Genomic DNA, 17180 nt, shown 5'->3' on the forward strand with positions numbered 1-17180 from the left:
GTCGAGGAGACGATGATGAGTGGCGAATACGATGATCTCAAACGGCGCATGGACGGGGCGATCGCTGCGTTCAAGCACGATCTGGCTTCGCTGCGGACCGGTCGCGCCTCGAGCAACCTGCTCGACGCAATCCAGGTGCAGGCCTATGGCACCACCATGCCTATCAACCAGGTGGCGAACGTGTCGGTGCCGGAGCCGCGCATGATTTCGGTTTCGGTCTGGGACAAGTCGATGGTCGGCGCGGTCGATCGCGCCATCCGCGAATCCAATCTCGGCTTCAATCCGATCGTCGACGGCACCAATCTTAGAATTCCGCTGCCCGAGCTCAACGAGCAGCGCCGCAAGGAGCTGGTCAAGATCTCGCACGGTTATGCCGAGAATGCCCGCATCGCCGTGCGCCACGTGCGCCGGGACGGCATGGAGTTTCTCAAAAAGGCGGAAAAGGACGGCGATATCAGCGAGGACGATCAGCGCAAGCGGTCCGACCAGGTCCAGAAGCTCACCGACGAGATGATCGGCACCATCGACCATCTGCTTTCCGATAAGGAAGCCGAAATCATGCAGGTTTAAGGGTCCGACCCGAAAGCGAAACTATGACAAGCCCCGCGCATGTCGCGATCATCATGGACGGAAACGGACGCTGGGCCAAAGCGCGCGGCATGCCGCGGCTTGCCGGGCATCGTGCCGGCGTCGAGGCGCTGCGCAACACGGTGCGCGCCGCTCCTGGCCTCGGCATCTCCTTCCTGACCGTCTACGCTTTCTCGTCGGAAAACTGGTCGCGACCGAAGTCCGAAGTCAGCGACCTGATGGGCCTCTTGAAAATCTTCATCCGCCGCGATCTCGCCGAACTGCACCAGAGCGGCGTGCGGGTCAGGATCATCGGCGACAGGGCAGGGTTGCAGCCTGATATCAGGACCCTGCTTGAAGAGGCCGAAACGCTGACCATGCGCAACGAGGCGCTGACCCTGGTCATCGCCTTCAACTATGGCGGGCGTGACGAGATCGTGCGCACGGCGCGCAAGCTTGCCTCGGCGGTGGCGCGCGGCGAGCTCGACAGCGAGGCGATCACGGCCGAATCCTTTGCCGGCTCTCTCGATACCCAGGGTATTCCGGACCCTGAACTGGTCATCCGCACCAGCGGCGAACTCAGGCTGTCGAATTTTCTTCTGTGGCAGGCGGCCTATAGCGAGCTCGTCTTCCTGCCTTGCTACTGGCCCGATTTCAGCCGCGAGCATTTGGCCGACGCATTGCGCGATTTCGCTGGCCGCGAGCGCCGTTTCGGCGGGCTTGGCTCTCAAGACGTCGCCGTGACGGCCAAGGGATGAGCAACCTCCAGCTTCGTGTTATTTCCGCCATCGTGCTTGCCGTCGTCACGCTTGGTCTGACCTGGCTCGGCGGACTGCCTTTCCGGTTGCTTTGCGCCGCCATGTCGATCCTGATCTTCTATGAATGGACGCGAATGTGCCGCCCGGTCGCCGCCACGGGTCTTGGTCTTCTGCCGGATGCGCTGCTTCTGGTCTTCGTCGTCGCCTTGGTTGCCGGCCTGCCTGCGTCCTGGCTGCTGCTTCTTGGAGCAGTGATGGTCGTTGTCACCGTGGTCGTGGGTTCGATGCGCCAAACGGGACAGTGGGACCCGTCAGGCCTTGCCTATGCCGCCATTTCTGGCCTGTCGCTTGCTCTTTTGCGCGACGGCGATCATCCCGGCCTCGTCGCCATTCTTTTCCTGTTCGCGGTGGTTTGGGCGACCGACATATCAGCCTATTTCGTCGGCCGCGCTGTCGGCGGCCCGAAACTGGCGCCGTCGATCTCGCCCGGCAAGACGCAGAGCGGGGCACTCGGCGGCGCGGTCGGCGGCGTGGTTGCCGGACTGCTTTTGGCCGCCGCGGCCGGAGCCGGCAATCTCGCAGTGCTTGGCGTCGTTGCGCTCGTGCTTTCGATCGTCGCCCAGGCCGGCGACCTTTTCGAATCATGGGTGAAGCGCCGCCACGACCGCAAGGATTCGGGCACGCTGATACCTGGCCATGGCGGTGTCATGGACCGGGTCGACGGGCTTGTCGCGGCGGCCTTCGCCCTGTACGTCATCGGCTGGATTTCGGCGACCGCCGACCATCCGGCGCAGGGGCTGTTTCCAGCTTGATCGGCATTGTGTCTTGACTTGCGCAGGATGCGCCATGGATTCGCCTGGATTGATGTCACAGTCGCGGTACGCCCGTGCTGCGGACGAGTTTTGAGGACATGAGTTGAACGAGATTCTTCACGCGGTTTTCAGCACGGAGGGCTTTTTCCTCGGCACGCTGGTGCCTTTCCTGTTCGTGCTGACCGTGGTCGTGTTCGTCCACGAGATGGGCCATTACCTCGTCGGCCGCTGGTGCGGCATCGGCGTAAAGGCCTTTTCGATTGGCTTCGGCCCGGAACTCTTCGGCTTCAATGACAGCCATGGCACACGCTGGAAACTCTGCGCCATTCCGCTTGGCGGCTATGTCAAATTCGTCGGCGACATGAATGCCACATCGAGCCAGCCCAGCTCGGAGGAGCTCGAATCGCTGACCACTGCCGAACGCAAGATTGCCTTTCACACGCAGCCGGTCTGGAAGCGCGCGGCGACTGTGGTGGCCGGCCCGCTGTTCAATTTCCTGCTGACGATTGCCGTCTTTGCGGTGCTGTTTTCCGCCTATGGCCGCCCTGTGATGGAGCCAATGGTGGCTGAAGTCACCGCCGGCAGTCCGGCCGCCAGGGCTGGCATCCTGCCCGGTGACCGATTCGTCAGCGTCAACGGCAGCAAGGTCCAGACGTTCTCCGACGTCCAGCGCCTGGTTTCGGGCCGCGGCGGCGATGCCATCACCTTCGTCATGCTGCGCGACGGCAAGGAGATCACCGCCACGGCGACGCCGGAGCTGATGGAGCAGCAAGATGGGCTGGGCAACAAGGTCAAAGTGGCCGTGATCGGCGTCGTCAACAATCAGGAATTCGGCCAACCCAGGCTAGTCACTTACAACCCGATCGAAGCGGTAGGGGCGGCGGTCGAGGAGACGGGATACATCATTCAGCGCACCGGTCAGTTCCTGCAGCGTTTCGTCGTCGGGCGCGAAGACAAATGCCAACTGGGCGGCCCAATCAAGATCGCAAAGATGTCGGGGCAGGCGGCAAAATTGGGCTTCGACTGGCTTGTGCAACTTGTCGCGCTGCTGTCGGTCGGCATCGGCATTCTCAACCTTTTGCCGATTCCCCCCCTCGACGGCGGCCATCTCTTGTTCTACGGCGTGGAGGCCGTCATTCGGCGACCGGTGTCGGAGCGGATGATGGAGATGGGCTATAGGGCTGGCTTCATGCTCGTGTTGGGCTTCATGGGGTTCGTTTTCTGGAACGATCTGTTTGGGTGCTGAAATCATGAAGAAATTTGGCTTCGGCACAGCCAACGTTGAGACGCCGTTTACCATGCGTGGGGATATGCGTGACGCGAAAGCCACGCAACAGGGTTAAGTAAATACAAATTAACCAGGAGCCTTGCGTGTAGGGAAAATCCGGTTAATACGGTAGGGGAAATTACCGCACGTCCGGTTTTCTCGCCGTGGGGACTTCGAGAAAAGGTACAAAAGCCCGATGAAGGCAGCATCCAAGTTTTTGAGCGCCGCGTCCGCGGTGGCCCTGTCCGCCGCTCTGGTCGTGCCAGGTGCGCTCGCAGTGCAATTCGTTGCCACATCGGCGGCCGAGGCCGCTGTTGTCTCAAGAGTTGAAGTCAGCGGCAATCAGCGTGTCGACGCCGACACGATCCGCAACTACATCACAATCAAGCCCGGCAAGGCCTTTTCCAGCGCCGATATCGACGATGCGGTCAAGGCGCTGTTCGGCACCGGGCTGTTCTCGGACGTCCAGATCAACCAGGTCGGTTCGTCGCTGGTAGTCAAGGTTTCCGAATATCAGGTCGTGAACCAGGTGCTGTTCCAGGGCAACAAGAAGCTCAAGGACAACGCCCTTGCGGCCGCGGTTCAGTTGAAGCCGCGCGGAACATTCTCGCAGCAGGCGCTCGATGCCGATGTCGAGGCGGTCAAGGCCGCCTACAGGCGTATCGGTCGCGACGACGCCGCCGTGACCACCCAGATCATGGATCTCGGCGACAACCGCGTGAACGTGGTCTTCAACATCAACGAAGGCGGCCGCACGCAGATCGCCGCGGTCAATTTCGTCGGTAACAGCGCCTATTCAAGCCGTCGCCTGTCCGACGTCATCTCGACCAAGCGCTCGACCTTCCTCTCGTTCGTGCTGCGCGACGACGTCTATGACGACGACAAGCTGCGCGCCGATCAGGAGCTGCTGCGCCGTTTCTATTACAATCACGGCTATGCCGACTTCCAGGTCGTTTCCGCGGTCGGCGAGCTCGACGAGACCACCAATAAGTACACGGTGACCATCACCGTGCAGGAAGGAGACCGCTACACATTCGGCGATGTCAGCGTCGAGAGCACCATTCCCGAGGTCGACGGTGCGTCGCTGCAGTCGGTGGTCGAGACCCACAAGGGCGATGTCTACAACGCCAAGAACGTTGAAGACACCATCATCGCGCTGACCGAGAAGGTTGCCGGTTCCGGCTATGCCTTCGCTCAGGTGACGCCGCGCGGCGACCGCAATTTCGAGAACCACACCATTTCGGTGGTCTATACGATCGACCAAGGCACCAAGGCCTATGTCGAACGCATCGAGATTCGCGGCAACGACCGGACACGCGACTATGTCATTCGTCGCGAATTCGACGTCAGTGAGGGCGATGCCTTCAACCAGGTTCTCATCCAGCGCGCGAAGAAGCGGCTGGAAGCGCTCGATTACTTTGAAAAAGTCGAGGTTTCCACCGTGCCCGGCTCTGAGCCAGACCAGGTGGTGCTCGTGGTCGACGTGGTCGAGAAATCGACCGGCGAGTTCTCGGTTGGCGCCGGCTATTCGACCGGTGGCGACACGTCAGGCCCGTCCATCGAAGGCTCGATCACCGAGCGCAACTTCCTCGGGCGCGGCCAGTTCATCAAGTTATCGGCGGGCGGCGGCAAGAATTCGCGCGACTACAGCTTCTCCTTCACCGAGCCCTATTTCCTTGGGCGGCGTATCGCTGCCGGTTTCGATGTCTTCAACCGGACCAGGAACTATGACGAATACGAGAGCGAGACGATAGGCGCGACAGTGCGCTTCGGCCTGCCGATCACCGACAACATCTCGACGCAGCTGGCGTATAATATCTCGCAGGAGAAGTATAAGCTCGATGACGACTGCGATGTTGACAATGATGGCGAGCCCGACGCCGGCTGCGACGTCTCTGAGGCAATCTTTGAAGGTATTCAGGAAAGCCCGTGGCTCAAGTCGTCGGTCAGTCTCGGCCTGGTCTACAACACCATCGACGACATGAAGAACCCGCATGAGGGCATCTACGCCAATGTCACCACGGAGGTGGCCGGGCTCGGCGGTGACGCCAAGTTCGTCAAGGTGACGGCGCGTGGCAGCGTCTACCAGACATTGTCGGAGCAGCTTGATCTGGTCGGCTTGGTTTCGGGCGGGGCAGGCCACGTCCAAGGCTTCGGCGGCGGCGATCTGCGCATCTTCGATCATTTCCAGAGCAGTGACCGCATGATCCGCGGCTTTGCCTATGGCGGCATCGGCCCCGTCGACTCGGACGGATTTGATGACCATCTCGGCGGCACCACCTATTTCAACGCCTCGGCGGAAGCCCAGTTCCCAATGCCGGTCATTCCGGAGAGCTTCGGCCTGCGCGGCGCGGTCTTCGCCGATGCGGCAACGCTCTATGGCAGCAAGGTCAGTGCTGATTTGGTCGATCAATCGACAACCGACATGCAGTGGCGCGCCTCGGTCGGCGTTGGTCTGATGTGGGCGTCGCCGTTCGGCCCGATCCGCATCGACTATGCGATCCCGGTCCTCAAGGAAGACACCGACGACGTGCAGGAATTCAACTTCGGCATATCGACCCGCTTCTGATCGGCGGCAACGATGTTTCCGGGCCGTTGGGGCCCGGAAGAGAGTGATCCGACACTACAGCGCCGCGCGTCCTCTTGGACGCGCAAAGAACGCTGTAGCACTTTGATTTTGCGCATGATCCCAAGCGAAAATCGATTCCGATTTTCCGGGTCATGCGCTAGCTGGATATAGCTTCTGGAATGACCGATCCGGTGTTCTTCGCGCCCTCACGCCGGTACACGGCTGGCGAAGTCGCGAATCTGACCGGCTCGGTGCTTGTCGATACCGGCCTTTCCGATATATCGATCGAAGCCTTGGCACCGGCAAGCGAAGGCGGTGAGCACGCCCTTGTCTTCGTCGACGGCAGACGCAACTTCGCGCTGATGCAATCGCTGCGGGCGGCGGCGGTCCTCTGTCCCGCCGAATTTGCCGGCAAGGCGCCGGCGGGCATCGCGGTTCTGGTCCATCCGCGCCCGCAACAGGCTTTCGCGATGGTCGGACGGCTTCTTTTCCCGGCTGCCGCTACACCGGCGCCGATGACCGGCGAAACCGGTATCTCACCGCATGCCCATATCGATCCTTCGGCGCACATTGAGGCCGGCGCGATCATCGAGGCCGGCGCGATCATCGGCCCCCGCGCTTCTATCGGCAGCGGATCCGTCATTGCTCCTCATGCCGTTATCGGTCCCTCCTGCCAGTTCGGCCGCGATGGCTATGTCGGTCCGGGCGCCAGCATCCAATACGCCCTGATCGGCAACCGCGTCATCATCCATGGCGGCGCCCGCATCGGTCAGGACGGTTTTGGCTTCGTGGCCGGCGCCAAGGGCCCGGAGCGCGTCCCGCAAATCGGCCGGGTCGTTATCCAGGACGATGTCGAGATCGGCTCGAACACCACGGTCGATCGTGGCGCCATGTCCGACACGATCATCGGCCAGGGCACCAAGATCGACAATCTGGTGCAGATCGCCCATAACGTCCGCATCGGCCGCAACTGCATAATCGCCGGTCTTTCGGGTATTTCCGGTTCCGTAACGGTGGGCGACAACGTCACCATGGGTGGCGGTGTCGGCCTTGCGGATCACCTGACCATAGGGACAGGGGCCAAGCTTGCCGCAAGAAGCGGGTTCATGAGCAACGTCCCTGCGGGCGAGATTTGGGGAGGGTATCCGGCACAGCCGATGGCGGAAGCCATGCGGGAGATCGCGGCTCTGCGAAGACTGGCCAGGGCGCGCAAATCCGGCGACGGAGGGAATAGCTGAGATGGTGGCGGCGACGACGCTCGAGGCGGTCGACATATTGGGGCTGATGAAGCTCCTGCCGCATCGCTATCCGTTCCTGATGATCGACCGCATTATCGACATCGATGGCGACGAGTCCGCTATCGGCATCAAGAACGTGACCATAAACGAGCCACATTTTCAGGGTCATTTCCCGGACCAGCCGGTTATGCCCGGCGTGCTGATCGTCGAGGCGATGGCGCAGACGGCCGGCGCCATCTGCATCCGCAGCCTTGGCACCGAAAAACCGTCGCTGGTCTATTTCCTGACCATCGACAACGCCAAATTCCGCAAACCGGTCGTTCCCGGCGACCAGTTGAAGATCCATGTGAAGAAAATCAAGAAACGCGGCAACCTTCTCAAATTCGCCTGCGAGGCTCTGGTCGACGGCGTCAAGGCCGCGGAAGCCGAGATCTCGGCGATGATGGTTACGAGCGACTGACGATCGAATGCTTATGAAAATCCAGACAGTGATCCATCCATCTTCGGTCATCGAGGCAGGCGCTAAAGTCGGCGAAGGCGTCCGCATCGGGCCGTTCTGCCACATCAGCGCCGACGCAGTGATCGGCGACCGCGTCGAACTGGTCAGCCATATCTCGGTGATGGGCGCGACCACCGTCGGCGCGTCGACCAAGGTCTATCCGATGGCGACACTGGGCGCGCCGCCGCAGAACACCAAGCACAAGGGCGGCCGCACCACGCTGGTCATCGGTGAGAACTGCACGATCCGCGAAGGCGTGACCATGCATCTCGGCACCGATTCCAGCCGCGGCGAGACGACGATCGGCGACAATGGCAACTTCCTTGCCTACGCCCACATCGCCCATGACTGCATCGTCGGCAATAACGCCACCTTCGCCAATGGAGCGACGTTGGGCGGCCATTGCGAGATCGGTGACAACGTCTATATCGGTGGCCTCACCGCCGTTCATCAGTTTGTCCGCGTCGGCGACAACGCCTTTCTCGGCGGTTGCTCGGCAATCGTCGGCGATGTCATTCCCTACGCCATCGCCGTCGGCAATCGCGCCAAACTTCGCGGCCTCAACATCATCGGCCTGAAGCGCGCCGGCCTGCCGCGCTCCGAGATCCATACGCTGCGAAAGGCCTACAGGACGATCTTCGATCGCTCCCGAACCGTCGGCGAAAACGTCGAGTTCGCCAAGGCGGAATTCGCCTCGTCACCGACCGCCATGAAAATCATCGATTTCATCGCCAGTCGCGGCAAACGGCACTATGCCGTCCCGTCGCTTAGGGGTGGCGACGGCGACGATGCAGATGACGAAGATTGAGGCCACCCGGACGGGCCTTGATCTCGCGCCAGATGCCAGGGTCGGCATCATCGCCGGCGGCGGCAGTCTGCCGGTCGAAGTTGCGATCAGCCTGGCCGGACAAGGCTACCCGCCCGTCATTATCCGGATCGAGGGCGAAGTCGACCGCAAGTCCGACCTCAGCGGCTACGAGCATGAGAGTCTCGCTCTGGAAGACATCGGTTCGCTGGCTTCGTTACTGAGGCGTCGACGGATCAGCCATCTCGTCCTTGCCGGCGAGATCAGGCGCCGGCCGAGACTGATCGACATGCGCCCGAGCCTCGGCTTGCTGGCTGTGGTGCCGTCGGTGGTCATGGCGCTTGCCCGTGGTGACGACGGCCTGTTGAAGGTCTTGACGCGGGCTCTGGAGGCGCGTGGGGTCAAGGTCGTCGGCGCCCATGAGATCGTGCCGGAGCTGGTCGCGGCCGAAGGGACGCTGACCAAGGCAGCGCCGCGCAAATCCGACTGGCGCGACATCGAAGCGGCGCATGCCGCGGCAAAGGCCATCGGTGCGCTGGATATCGGCCAGGCAGCTGTCGCGATTGGCGGCCGCGCCATCGCGCTGGAGGGCGTCGAGGGCACCGATGGATTGCTTGATCGAACAAGGCAGTTGCGCGGCCATGGCAGACTTGCCGGCAGAACGCGCGGCGTCCTGGTCAAATGCGCCAAGCCCGGCCAGGAGTTGCGCGCGGACCTGCCCTCCATCGGCCCACAGACGATCGAGGCGGCGCATGCCGCCGGACTTGCCGGCATTGCCGTCGAAGCCGGCCGCTCGCTGGTTCTGGAAGGCCCCACCGTCGTCGCACGCGCCAATGCGCTCGGCCTGTTCGTGATCGGCCTGCCCGCTGCGGAGCCGGCGCATGGCGACTGACAAGCCGCTGAAGATCGCCATCGTCGCCGGTGAGGAATCCGGCGATCTGCTTGGCGCCGACATCGTAGAGGCGCTCAAGCGCACGACCGGCCGCGAGGTCCGGCTCGTCGGCATCGGCGGCCGCCATTTGCAGGCGCTCGGCCTCACGCCGCTCTTCGACGGCGGCGAGATCGCGCTGATGGGCTTGAGCGCCATCCTGCGCGACCTGCCGCGCCTGATGCGGCGGATCAGCCAGACGGCCAGCGCGGTCGTCGGTGAAAAGCCCGACTGTCTCATCACCATCGACAGCCCGGATTTTTCGCTGCGCGTGGCGAAGAAGGTTCGCGCCGCCGATCCGACGATCCCGATCGTTCACTATGTCTGCCCGAGCGTCTGGGCGTGGCGACCGGGCAGGGCGGTGGCGATGAAACCGTATGTCGACCATATCCTCTGCATCCTGCCTTTCGAAGTGAAGGAGCTCGCACGCCTCGGCGGTCCGCCCGGCACCTATGTTGGCCATCGCCTCACACATGATCCGGGCGTGCTCGGCGCTGCCAAAGCGCAAAGCCTGCCGCGCGATCTGTCCGACGATCGTGTGAAGACGCTGCTGGTGCTGCCCGGCTCGCGTCGCGGCGAGGTGCGACGGCTGGTCGGCCCGTTCGGCAAGACGATCTCGATCCTGCGCGCGCGCGGACACCGCTTGCGCCTGCTGTTGCCGACTGTGCCGCATGTCGCCGACCTGGTCAGGGCTTCGGTCGCAAGCTGGGACGAGAAGCCGGAGATCATCCTTGATCCCGAGCGCAAATGGCAGGCCTTCGGCAAGGCCGATGCGGCGCTGATCGCATCGGGAACGGTGTCGCTGGAGTTGGCGCTGTCGGGTGTGCCGATGATCTCCTGCTACCGGCTCGATCCGGTCATGCGGATGGCCCAGCGCCTGATCACCGTATGGAGCGCCGCCTTGCCAAATCTCATCGCCGACCGTCCGGTCGTGCCGGAAAACTACAACGAATATGTGCGGCCGCATTATCTGGCGCGGCAGTTGGAGGGGCTGTTTTCCGACACCCCCTATCGCGCATGGCAGAAGGACGGTTTTGCCGAGGTGGCCAGACGCATGGCCGTCGACAGACCTTCGGGCGACATCGCAGCGGGGGTCGTGATGAAGTACATCAAGGGGTGAGTAGTGAGTAGTGAGTAGTGAGTAGTGAAGAAAATTCCTATTTACTACTCACTACTCACTTTTTCTTTTTACCGCTTCGCAATCGGCACGTAGTCGCGTTCCGGCGCACCTGTATAGAGCTGGCGCGGGCGGCCGATCTTCTGGTGCGGATCCTCGATCATCTCTTTCCACTGCGCGATCCAGCCGACGGTGCGGGCGACCGCGAACAGCACCGTGAACATGGTGGTGGGGAAGCCCAGCGCCTTCAGCGTGATGCCGGAATAGAAATCGACGTTCGGATAGAGCTTCTTCTCAATGAAATAGGAATCGGTCAGCGCGATCTTCTCCAGCTCCATGGCGATGTCGAGCAGCGGATCGTCCTTGATGCCGAGTTCGCCCAGAACCTCATGTGCCGTCTTCTGCATGATCTTGGCACGCGGATCGTAGTTCTTGTAGACGCGGTGGCCGAAACCCATCAGCCGGAACGGGTCGTTCTTGTCCTTGGCGCGGGCGATGAATTCCGGGATGTGGTCGACATGGCCGATCTCGCCCAGCATGTTCAAGGCCGCCTCGTTGGCGCCGCCATGGGCCGGTCCCCACAGGCAGGCGATGCCGGCTGCGATGCAGGCAAACGGATTGGCGCCCGACGAGCCGGCGAGGCGGACCGTCGATGTCGAGGCGTTCTGCTCGTGATCGGCGTGCAGGATAAAGATGCGCTCCATCGCACGGGCCAGCACCGGGTTGATCTTGTATTCCTCGCACGGCACGGCAAAGCACATATGCAGGAAGTTGGCCGCGAAATTCAGCTCGTTCTTCGGGTAAATGAAGGGCTGGCCGATGTGATATTTGTAGGCCATCGCCGCGATCGTCGGCATTTTCGCGATCAGCCGCATCGATGCGACCATGCGCTGATACGGGTCCGAGATGTCGGTGGAATCGTGATAGAAGGCCGACAGCGCGCCGACCACGCCGCACATCACCGCCATCGGGTGCGCGTCGCGGCGAAAGCCGGTGAAGAAGCGCGACATCTGCTCATGCACCATGGTGTGGCGCGTCACCCGGTAGTCGAAATCGTCCTTCTGCGCCTTGGTCGGCAATTCGCCGTAGAGCAAGAGATAGCAGACTTCGAGGAAGTCGCCATGCTCGGCCAGCTGGTCGATGGGATAGCCGCGATGCAAAAGGATGCCGGCATCGCCGTCGATGAAAGTGATTTCCGACTCGCAGCTTGCCGTCGACGTGAAGCCGGGATCGTAGGTGAAGGCCCCGGTGGTGCTGTAAAGCGAGCCGATATCGATGACATCAGGTCCGACCGAGCCGCTTCGCACCTTGAGTTCGTGAGTTTTGCCGCCGAACTCAAGTTTTGCAGTCGACGCCTGGGTTTTGCCGCCAAATTCCATTTTTGTCGCAGCTTCGGACATTGCAAACTCCTTTTGGTTTTCTCATGCCGGCAAAGGCGAAATATCTGCAACGCAACACGTCGAAAGGATCGGAGTCCGCGCGTTTGCGCCCGCAATTGGATTTGCGTGCCAAATTGGGCCAAGACCTAATGTTGCACTGCGAAACCCACCTTTCAATGCCAATCTTCTTGGGCCAGTTTTGCTAATCGATTTGATCCGTGACGCGCGCCAGGCTTTCCTCGCGGCCAAGCACGGCAAGCACGTCGAACACGCCGGGCGAGGTGCTCTTTCCGGTGAGCGCGGCACGCAAAGGTTGGGCCACGGCGCCGAGCTTATGGCCGCCCGCTAGCGTATACTCGCGGATCGCTGCTTCCGCCGCTTCGGCCGTCCAATCGCCTGAAATCGTCTTCAGCGCCGCGTGCGCGCCCCGCAGGATCTCGCGCGCCCCACCGCCGAGCAATGCAGCCGCCTTCTCATCGATCGGCAGCGGCCGCTCGGCGAACAGGAAGGCGGCACCGTCGGCCAGCTCGACCAGCGTCTTGGCGCGCTCCTTCAGACCTGGCAGGGCGGCAAGCAACTGCGCCTTGCGCGTGTCGTCGAGACGCGCGGCGATCGCCGGGCCGCCTTCGAGATAGGGCAAAGTGGCGATGAAGATATCGAGCAATTCGGCGTCGTTCATGCGGCGCATGTGCACGCCGTTCAGCGCCTCGAGCTTGGCGAAGTCGAAGCGGGCGGCTCCCTTGTTGACGTCGCCGATGTCGAACCACGCAATCATGTCGGCGATCGACATGATCTCGTCGTCGCCGTGGCTCCAGCCGAGCCGCGCCAGGTAGTTGAGCAGTGCCTCGGGCAGATAGCCCATGGCACGATAGGCTTCGACGCCGAGGGCGCCGTGCCGCTTCGACAGCTTGGCGCCGTCGGCGCCATGGATCAGCGGGATATGCGACATCGACGGCACGTCCCAGCCCATGGCTCGATAGATCACCATCTGGCGGGCGGCATTGGTCAGATGGTCGTCGCCGCGGATGATGTGGGTGATGCCCATGTCATGGTCGTCGACGACGACGGCATGCATATAGGTCGGATTGCCGTCCGAGCGCAGGATGATGAAATCGTCGAGATCCTTGTTGGGAAAGCGGACATCGCCCTGCACGAGGTCATGCACCACCGTCTCGCCGTCGGCCGGCGCCTTGATGCGGATCGCGCCCTTGGCGCCGGCCGGCGCCTCCGACGGGTCGCGATCGCGCCAGCGGCCGTCATAGCGGGGAGGCAGCCCCTTGGCCCGCGCGCTCTCACGCATCGCCTCCAGCTCAGCCGGCGTCGCATAGCAGTAATAGGCTTTGCCGAGGCGTACCAGCTCCTCGGCGACAGCGCGGTGGCGCGGCGCGCGCTCGAACTGCGATACCGGCTCGCCGTCCCAGGTGAGGCCGAGCCAGGAGAGCCCGTCGAGAATGGCGGCGGTTGCCGCGTCGGTCGAACGCTCACGATCGGTGTCCTCGATGCGCAGCAGCATCTTGCCGCCGGTGTGTTTTGAATACAGCCAGTTGAACAGCGCCGTCCGGGCTCCGCCAATATGCAGGAAGCCGGTGGGCGAGGGGGCAAAACGGGTGACGACCTTGTCGGGCATGGAACTCTCGGGCAAGCGCAGGAAACCGATGTGGTTGCGCGGACTTTCGCGCGTCGCGCGTTCATGTAGCATAGGAGGTCAAGGGCGCAAGGGGCAGACCCGATGGCTGGACCAGGCCGCGGCGTGGACGAGAGCGAGGGCGCGATCGCGAGCGTCAGCGAACGATCGCTGTTTGCCGACGTTTCTCCCGTCGAGCCGCTACCCGTTTCGCTGCCTGCGTCGCAACCCGGCATCCAGCCTCTCTCGCCGGACCGCTCCGCGCCAATACCGGCTCCAATACCCGGGCCTGTCGTTCATTTCCGCCGTCTTTCACTATCCGCTATCCGCAACAGCGTGGTTTCGGCGGCGGGCATGGAGCTCGACCGCGGCGTCGCCTTCCTGCTGGTGCCGGTTTTCCTGGCATCCGGAGTGATCGTCTATTTCTCGCTTGCCGTGGAACCGGACTTTCCGCAGCCCATTGCCGTGGTGGTCCTCACGGCATTGTGCGCAGCGGTCACGCGGTCATGGCGCAAAACACATTTGTGTTTCATGGCAGCGTTGCTGTGCGCGCTCGGTGTGCTCGCCGCCAAGGTTGAAACCTGGCGCGCGGGAACGCAGATGCTCGGTTCGGTAATCCAGACCCAACTCACCGGCCGCGTCGTCAGGCTCGACCAGATGGCGAATGGCCGGATCAGGCTGACCCTCGACGTGATATCGACCGCCCGGCCGACACTGCGTTATGCACCGGAACGTGTCAGGGTTTCGGCACGCAAAATTCCCGCTGAGATGACCGCAGGCTCGGTGGCAACCGGCTATGCAAGGCTTTTGCCTCCGACTGGCCCGGTTCGGCCCGACAGCTATGACTTCTCCTTTGACAGCTATTTCGCCGGTATCGGCGCCAGTGGCTTTTTCCTCGGCAATCCGAAGATCGTCGCTTCCGAAGATGCACCGGTAGCCGCGCGCCTTTCTTCGTCGATCGAAAAGGCGCGTGAAACCATCGCCGACCATATCAGGGACAGCATCGGTGGCGCCGAGGGGGAGATTGCCGCTGCGCTGATCGTCGGCGTGCGTGCCGGCATCCCCGAAGAGATCAACGAATCGATGCGGCGCACCGGCATCTACCACATCATCTCCATTTCCGGCCTGCACATGGCGCTTGTCGCCGGCACAATCATGGGATTGCTGCGCGGCGCCTTTGCGCTGTTTCCCGATTTTTCGTCGCGCCGGCCGGTCAAAAAATATGCGGCTGCAGCCGCACTCCTTTCCATCGCTGCCTATCTCATTTTTTCCGGCATCGTGGTCGCGGCTGAGCGCAGCTTCATCATGCTGGCGGTAATGCTTGTCGCCGTGCTGTTCGACAGGGCTGCGCTCACCATGCGCAATCTTACGATTTCAGCCATCGCCGTCATCGTCGTGTCGCCGCACGAGGTGGTCGGCCCAAGCTTCCAGATGTCCTTCGCCGCGACCGCGGCTCTCGTGGGCGCCTATGCCGGCTGGTCCGACTATCGTGCCGACAAGGCCACGGCGCCGCCACAACGACGGTCACCGGCCGCTTTCGTCACGCGGAAGCTCGTCGCTGGAACAGGCACCATCGCCATGACCTCCATCATTGCCGGCAGCGCCACCGCGCTCTTCGCCATCTGGCACTTCCAGCGCGTCTCGCCGCTCAGTCTGTTTGCCAATCTGGCCGTCATGCCGATCGTCACGGTCGTCATGTTCCTGGCGGTCGTCAGCGCCTTGGCAATGCCTTTCGGCTTCGACGGACCTTTCCTCTACATGATGGGCAAGGGGCTGACGGCCATGATTGCAATATCGGGATGGATCTCCGAGCGTTCGCCGGTCGATGCAGTCGGGCTGATTTCGTTGCAGTCGGTTCTGCTGGTGACGGTCGCCCTGGTCATCGCCACGATGGCGACGACATGGTTGCGGCTTGCGGCACTTCCCTTTGCGCTTGCCGGCCTGCTGACGATTTCCGAGACGCGAACCCCCGACGTGCTGATCTCGGAGGATGCGCATCTGGTGGCGCTGCCGATCGGCGGCGGCGAACTTGCCGTCAACCGGGTGCGCTCGAACGAATTCACCACCGACAACTGGAAACATGCGCTGACTTCAGCGACCATTGTCGAGCCGGAGACGTTCGAAAAAGGAGACGTGCGGTTCGACATCGCCGACCCGGCCGACCTGCCGCCGGGAGCGCCTTTCTATTGCACTGCCGGCCTGTGCCTCGCCCGGCATCCGTCCGGCGCGATCATCGCGCTCGCCGACGACCGCAAAATCGCGCGGCCAGCCTGTGCCTTTGCGGACTTGATCGTCATCGACGATGCCACGGCCTATTATAATCCCTGCCGCAACCCGCTGGTCCTCGTCGTGACCAAACGGCAGCTCGCTCGCATGGGCAGTGCCGCCGTCTTTTTCGATCCGCTATCGGCGACGACGCGCGCAGAAATCCGTTTTGCCGTCAAACAGCCATATAGGCCTTGGCATGAGCAGCGGAGATTTTCTCGCGAGGCGAGGGGCCTGCCGCCATACCGTAAGCCTGAGAAACCCAAGAAAGCTGCCGTTCAGTAACGTCGGATCAATCCGACGAGCTTGCCTTGCACCTTGACCCGGTCCGGCCCGAAGATGCGCGTCTCATAGGCCGGGTTGGCGGCTTCCAGGGCGATCGAGGCGCCTTTGCGGCGGAACCGCTTCAGCGTCGCTTCCTCCTCGTCGACCAGGGCGACAATGATCTCGCCAGGCTGGGCGGTGTCGGCGTTGCGAATGATGACCGTGTCGCCGTCGAAGATGCCGGCCTCGATCATCGAATCACCCTTGACCTCCAGCGCGTAGTGCGCGCCGCCTGTGATCATGTCCGGTGGCACCGAGATCGAATGCGTCTGGTGCTGGATGGCATCGATCGGCACACCGGCAGCGATGCGGCCCATCACCGGAATGGAGACGGTGGCAACGACGTCGTCGTCATTGCCGGCCGCAGGCATGCGTGACGGCGCCGGCTTGATCTGTCGGCCGAGGCTGCCCTGCCCAAGGCTGCCCTGAATGACGCTCGGCGAGAATTTGCGCGCCGCATTGAGGCCGGGCGCGATCGAATCGGGCAAGCGCAGCACTTCCAGCGCGCGGGCGCGGTTGGGCAGCCGGCGAATGAAGCCGCGCTCCTCCAGCGCCGTGATCAGCCGATGGATTCCCGATTTGGACGCGAGATCGAGCGCTTCCTTCATCTCGTCAAACGAGGGCGGAATGCCGCTTTCCTTCAGCCGCTCGTGGATGAACATCAGCAGCTCATGTTGTTTGCGTGTCAGCATCGCGACCCCCAACAGAATCAGAAAAACAAACCCAGAACAAACACTATCTGTTCCAGTTGTGTTCCGCAACTGTTTAAAGTTTAATGAATGTGTTGACGTTTTGTTCAGCGTAGCATCAGCACGCTGCAGGCGGCGCCTGTCGCGGCGGGGGGAGCGAATGGCTCGCGCACGATCAGCCCGTTGGCGTCGGCCAGCATTCTGAGCATCGAGGAATCCTGGATGCCGAACGGCGTCGCCTTGAGCGTGCCGGCGTCTTCCTTCACCACGGCGCGTACATAGTCCTGCCTGATATCGTTGGCCGCCATGGCGGCACCGAGCCGCGCCTGACGCATGTCC

The 17180-nt window shown here is 62.5% G+C and carries 13 protein-coding genes and 2 pseudogenes; 11 read left to right on the forward strand and 4 right to left on the reverse strand.

The window, feature by feature from the left end; all coding sequences use genetic code 11:
* Positions 1–15 precede the first annotated feature (15 nt).
* The 10 genes and pseudogenes from frr (at position 16) to lpxB (ending at position 10563) form a co-directional block, all read left to right on the forward strand.
* Positions 16–570: a ribosome recycling factor gene (frr, locus tag EOB36_RS21250; RefSeq protein WP_095485252.1), complete on the forward strand. Its 555-nt coding sequence runs from the start codon at positions 16–18 to the stop codon at positions 568–570.
* A gap of 11 nt (positions 571–581) precedes the next feature.
* Positions 582–1325: pseudogene (locus EOB36_RS21255) on the forward strand (isoprenyl transferase); the annotation flags it as partial.
* A complete protein-coding gene (locus EOB36_RS21260) occupies positions 1322–2137 on the forward strand; it encodes a phosphatidate cytidylyltransferase (RefSeq protein WP_095485250.1) in 816 nt (271 codons plus the stop codon). The pseudogene EOB36_RS21255 and the gene EOB36_RS21260, both read left to right, overlap by 4 nt.
* A gap of 103 nt (positions 2138–2240) precedes the next feature.
* A complete protein-coding gene (gene rseP, locus EOB36_RS21265) occupies positions 2241–3383 on the forward strand; it encodes an RIP metalloprotease RseP (protein WP_095485249.1) in 1143 nt (380 codons plus the stop codon).
* 217 nt (positions 3384–3600) lie between these two features.
* Positions 3601–5973 carry an outer membrane protein assembly factor BamA gene (bamA, locus tag EOB36_RS21270; RefSeq protein ID WP_126106483.1) on the forward strand — a complete coding sequence of 791 codons (2373 nt, stop codon included), beginning with the start codon at positions 3601–3603 and terminating at the stop codon, positions 5971–5973.
* 179 nt (positions 5974–6152) lie between these two features.
* Positions 6153–7211 carry a UDP-3-O-(3-hydroxymyristoyl)glucosamine N-acyltransferase gene (lpxD, locus tag EOB36_RS21280; protein ID WP_127203838.1) on the forward strand — a complete coding sequence of 353 codons (1059 nt, stop codon included), beginning with the start codon at positions 6153–6155 and terminating at the stop codon, positions 7209–7211.
* On the forward strand, positions 7204–7671 hold the full coding sequence (gene fabZ / locus EOB36_RS21285) for a 3-hydroxyacyl-ACP dehydratase FabZ (RefSeq protein ID WP_095485245.1): 468 nt from the start codon (positions 7204–7206) through the stop codon (positions 7669–7671). The genes lpxD and fabZ overlap by 8 nt, the downstream gene beginning before the upstream one ends.
* A 13-nt stretch (positions 7672–7684) precedes the next feature.
* Positions 7685–8518, forward strand: coding sequence for an acyl-ACP--UDP-N-acetylglucosamine O-acyltransferase (lpxA, locus tag EOB36_RS21290; protein WP_127203839.1), 834 nt, complete (start codon positions 7685–7687; stop codon positions 8516–8518).
* Positions 8505–9407 (forward strand): UDP-2,3-diacylglucosamine diphosphatase LpxI, encoded by a 903-nt coding sequence (gene lpxI / locus EOB36_RS21295; RefSeq protein WP_164759027.1) that lies wholly within the window; start codon positions 8505–8507, stop codon positions 9405–9407. The genes lpxA and lpxI overlap by 14 nt, the downstream gene beginning before the upstream one ends.
* Positions 9397–10563, forward strand: a complete 1167-nt coding sequence (gene lpxB, locus EOB36_RS21300; RefSeq protein WP_128285624.1) for a lipid-A-disaccharide synthase — start codon at positions 9397–9399, stop codon at positions 10561–10563. The genes lpxI and lpxB overlap by 11 nt, the downstream gene beginning before the upstream one ends.
* 68 nt (positions 10564–10631) lie before the next feature.
* Here the strand turns inward: lpxB and gltA are convergent, their stop codons facing one another.
* The gene (gene gltA, locus EOB36_RS21305) at positions 10632–11960 is read right to left on the reverse strand and encodes a citrate synthase (protein WP_095485242.1); all 1329 of its coding nucleotides are present in this window, start codon (positions 11958–11960) and stop codon (positions 10632–10634) included.
* A gap of 181 nt (positions 11961–12141) precedes the next feature.
* Complete coding sequence (gene gltX, locus EOB36_RS21310) at positions 12142–13566, reverse strand: glutamate--tRNA ligase (RefSeq protein WP_128285625.1); 1425 nt, start codon at positions 13564–13566, stop codon at positions 12142–12144.
* Positions 13567–13668: 102 nt separating this feature from the next.
* Here gltX and EOB36_RS21315 point away from each other — a divergent pair, with 102 nt between their 5' ends.
* On the forward strand, positions 13669–16113 hold the full coding sequence (locus tag EOB36_RS21315; RefSeq protein ID WP_128285626.1) for a ComEC/Rec2 family competence protein: 2445 nt from the start codon (positions 13669–13671) through the stop codon (positions 16111–16113).
* Here EOB36_RS21315 and lexA read toward each other — a convergent pair.
* Positions 16107–16844 (reverse strand): transcriptional repressor LexA, encoded by a 738-nt coding sequence (lexA, locus tag EOB36_RS21320; protein WP_126106489.1) that lies wholly within the window; start codon positions 16842–16844, stop codon positions 16107–16109. The genes EOB36_RS21315 and lexA overlap by 7 nt on opposite strands.
* A 104-nt stretch (positions 16845–16948) precedes the next feature.
* A pseudogene (locus EOB36_RS21325) lies at positions 16949–17180 on the reverse strand (molybdopterin molybdenumtransferase MoeA); the annotation flags it as partial.

This window comes from Mesorhizobium sp. M6A.T.Cr.TU.017.01.1.1 (assembly GCF_004023115.1).
Lineage (GTDB): Bacteria > Pseudomonadota > Alphaproteobacteria > Rhizobiales > Rhizobiaceae > Mesorhizobium > Mesorhizobium mediterraneum.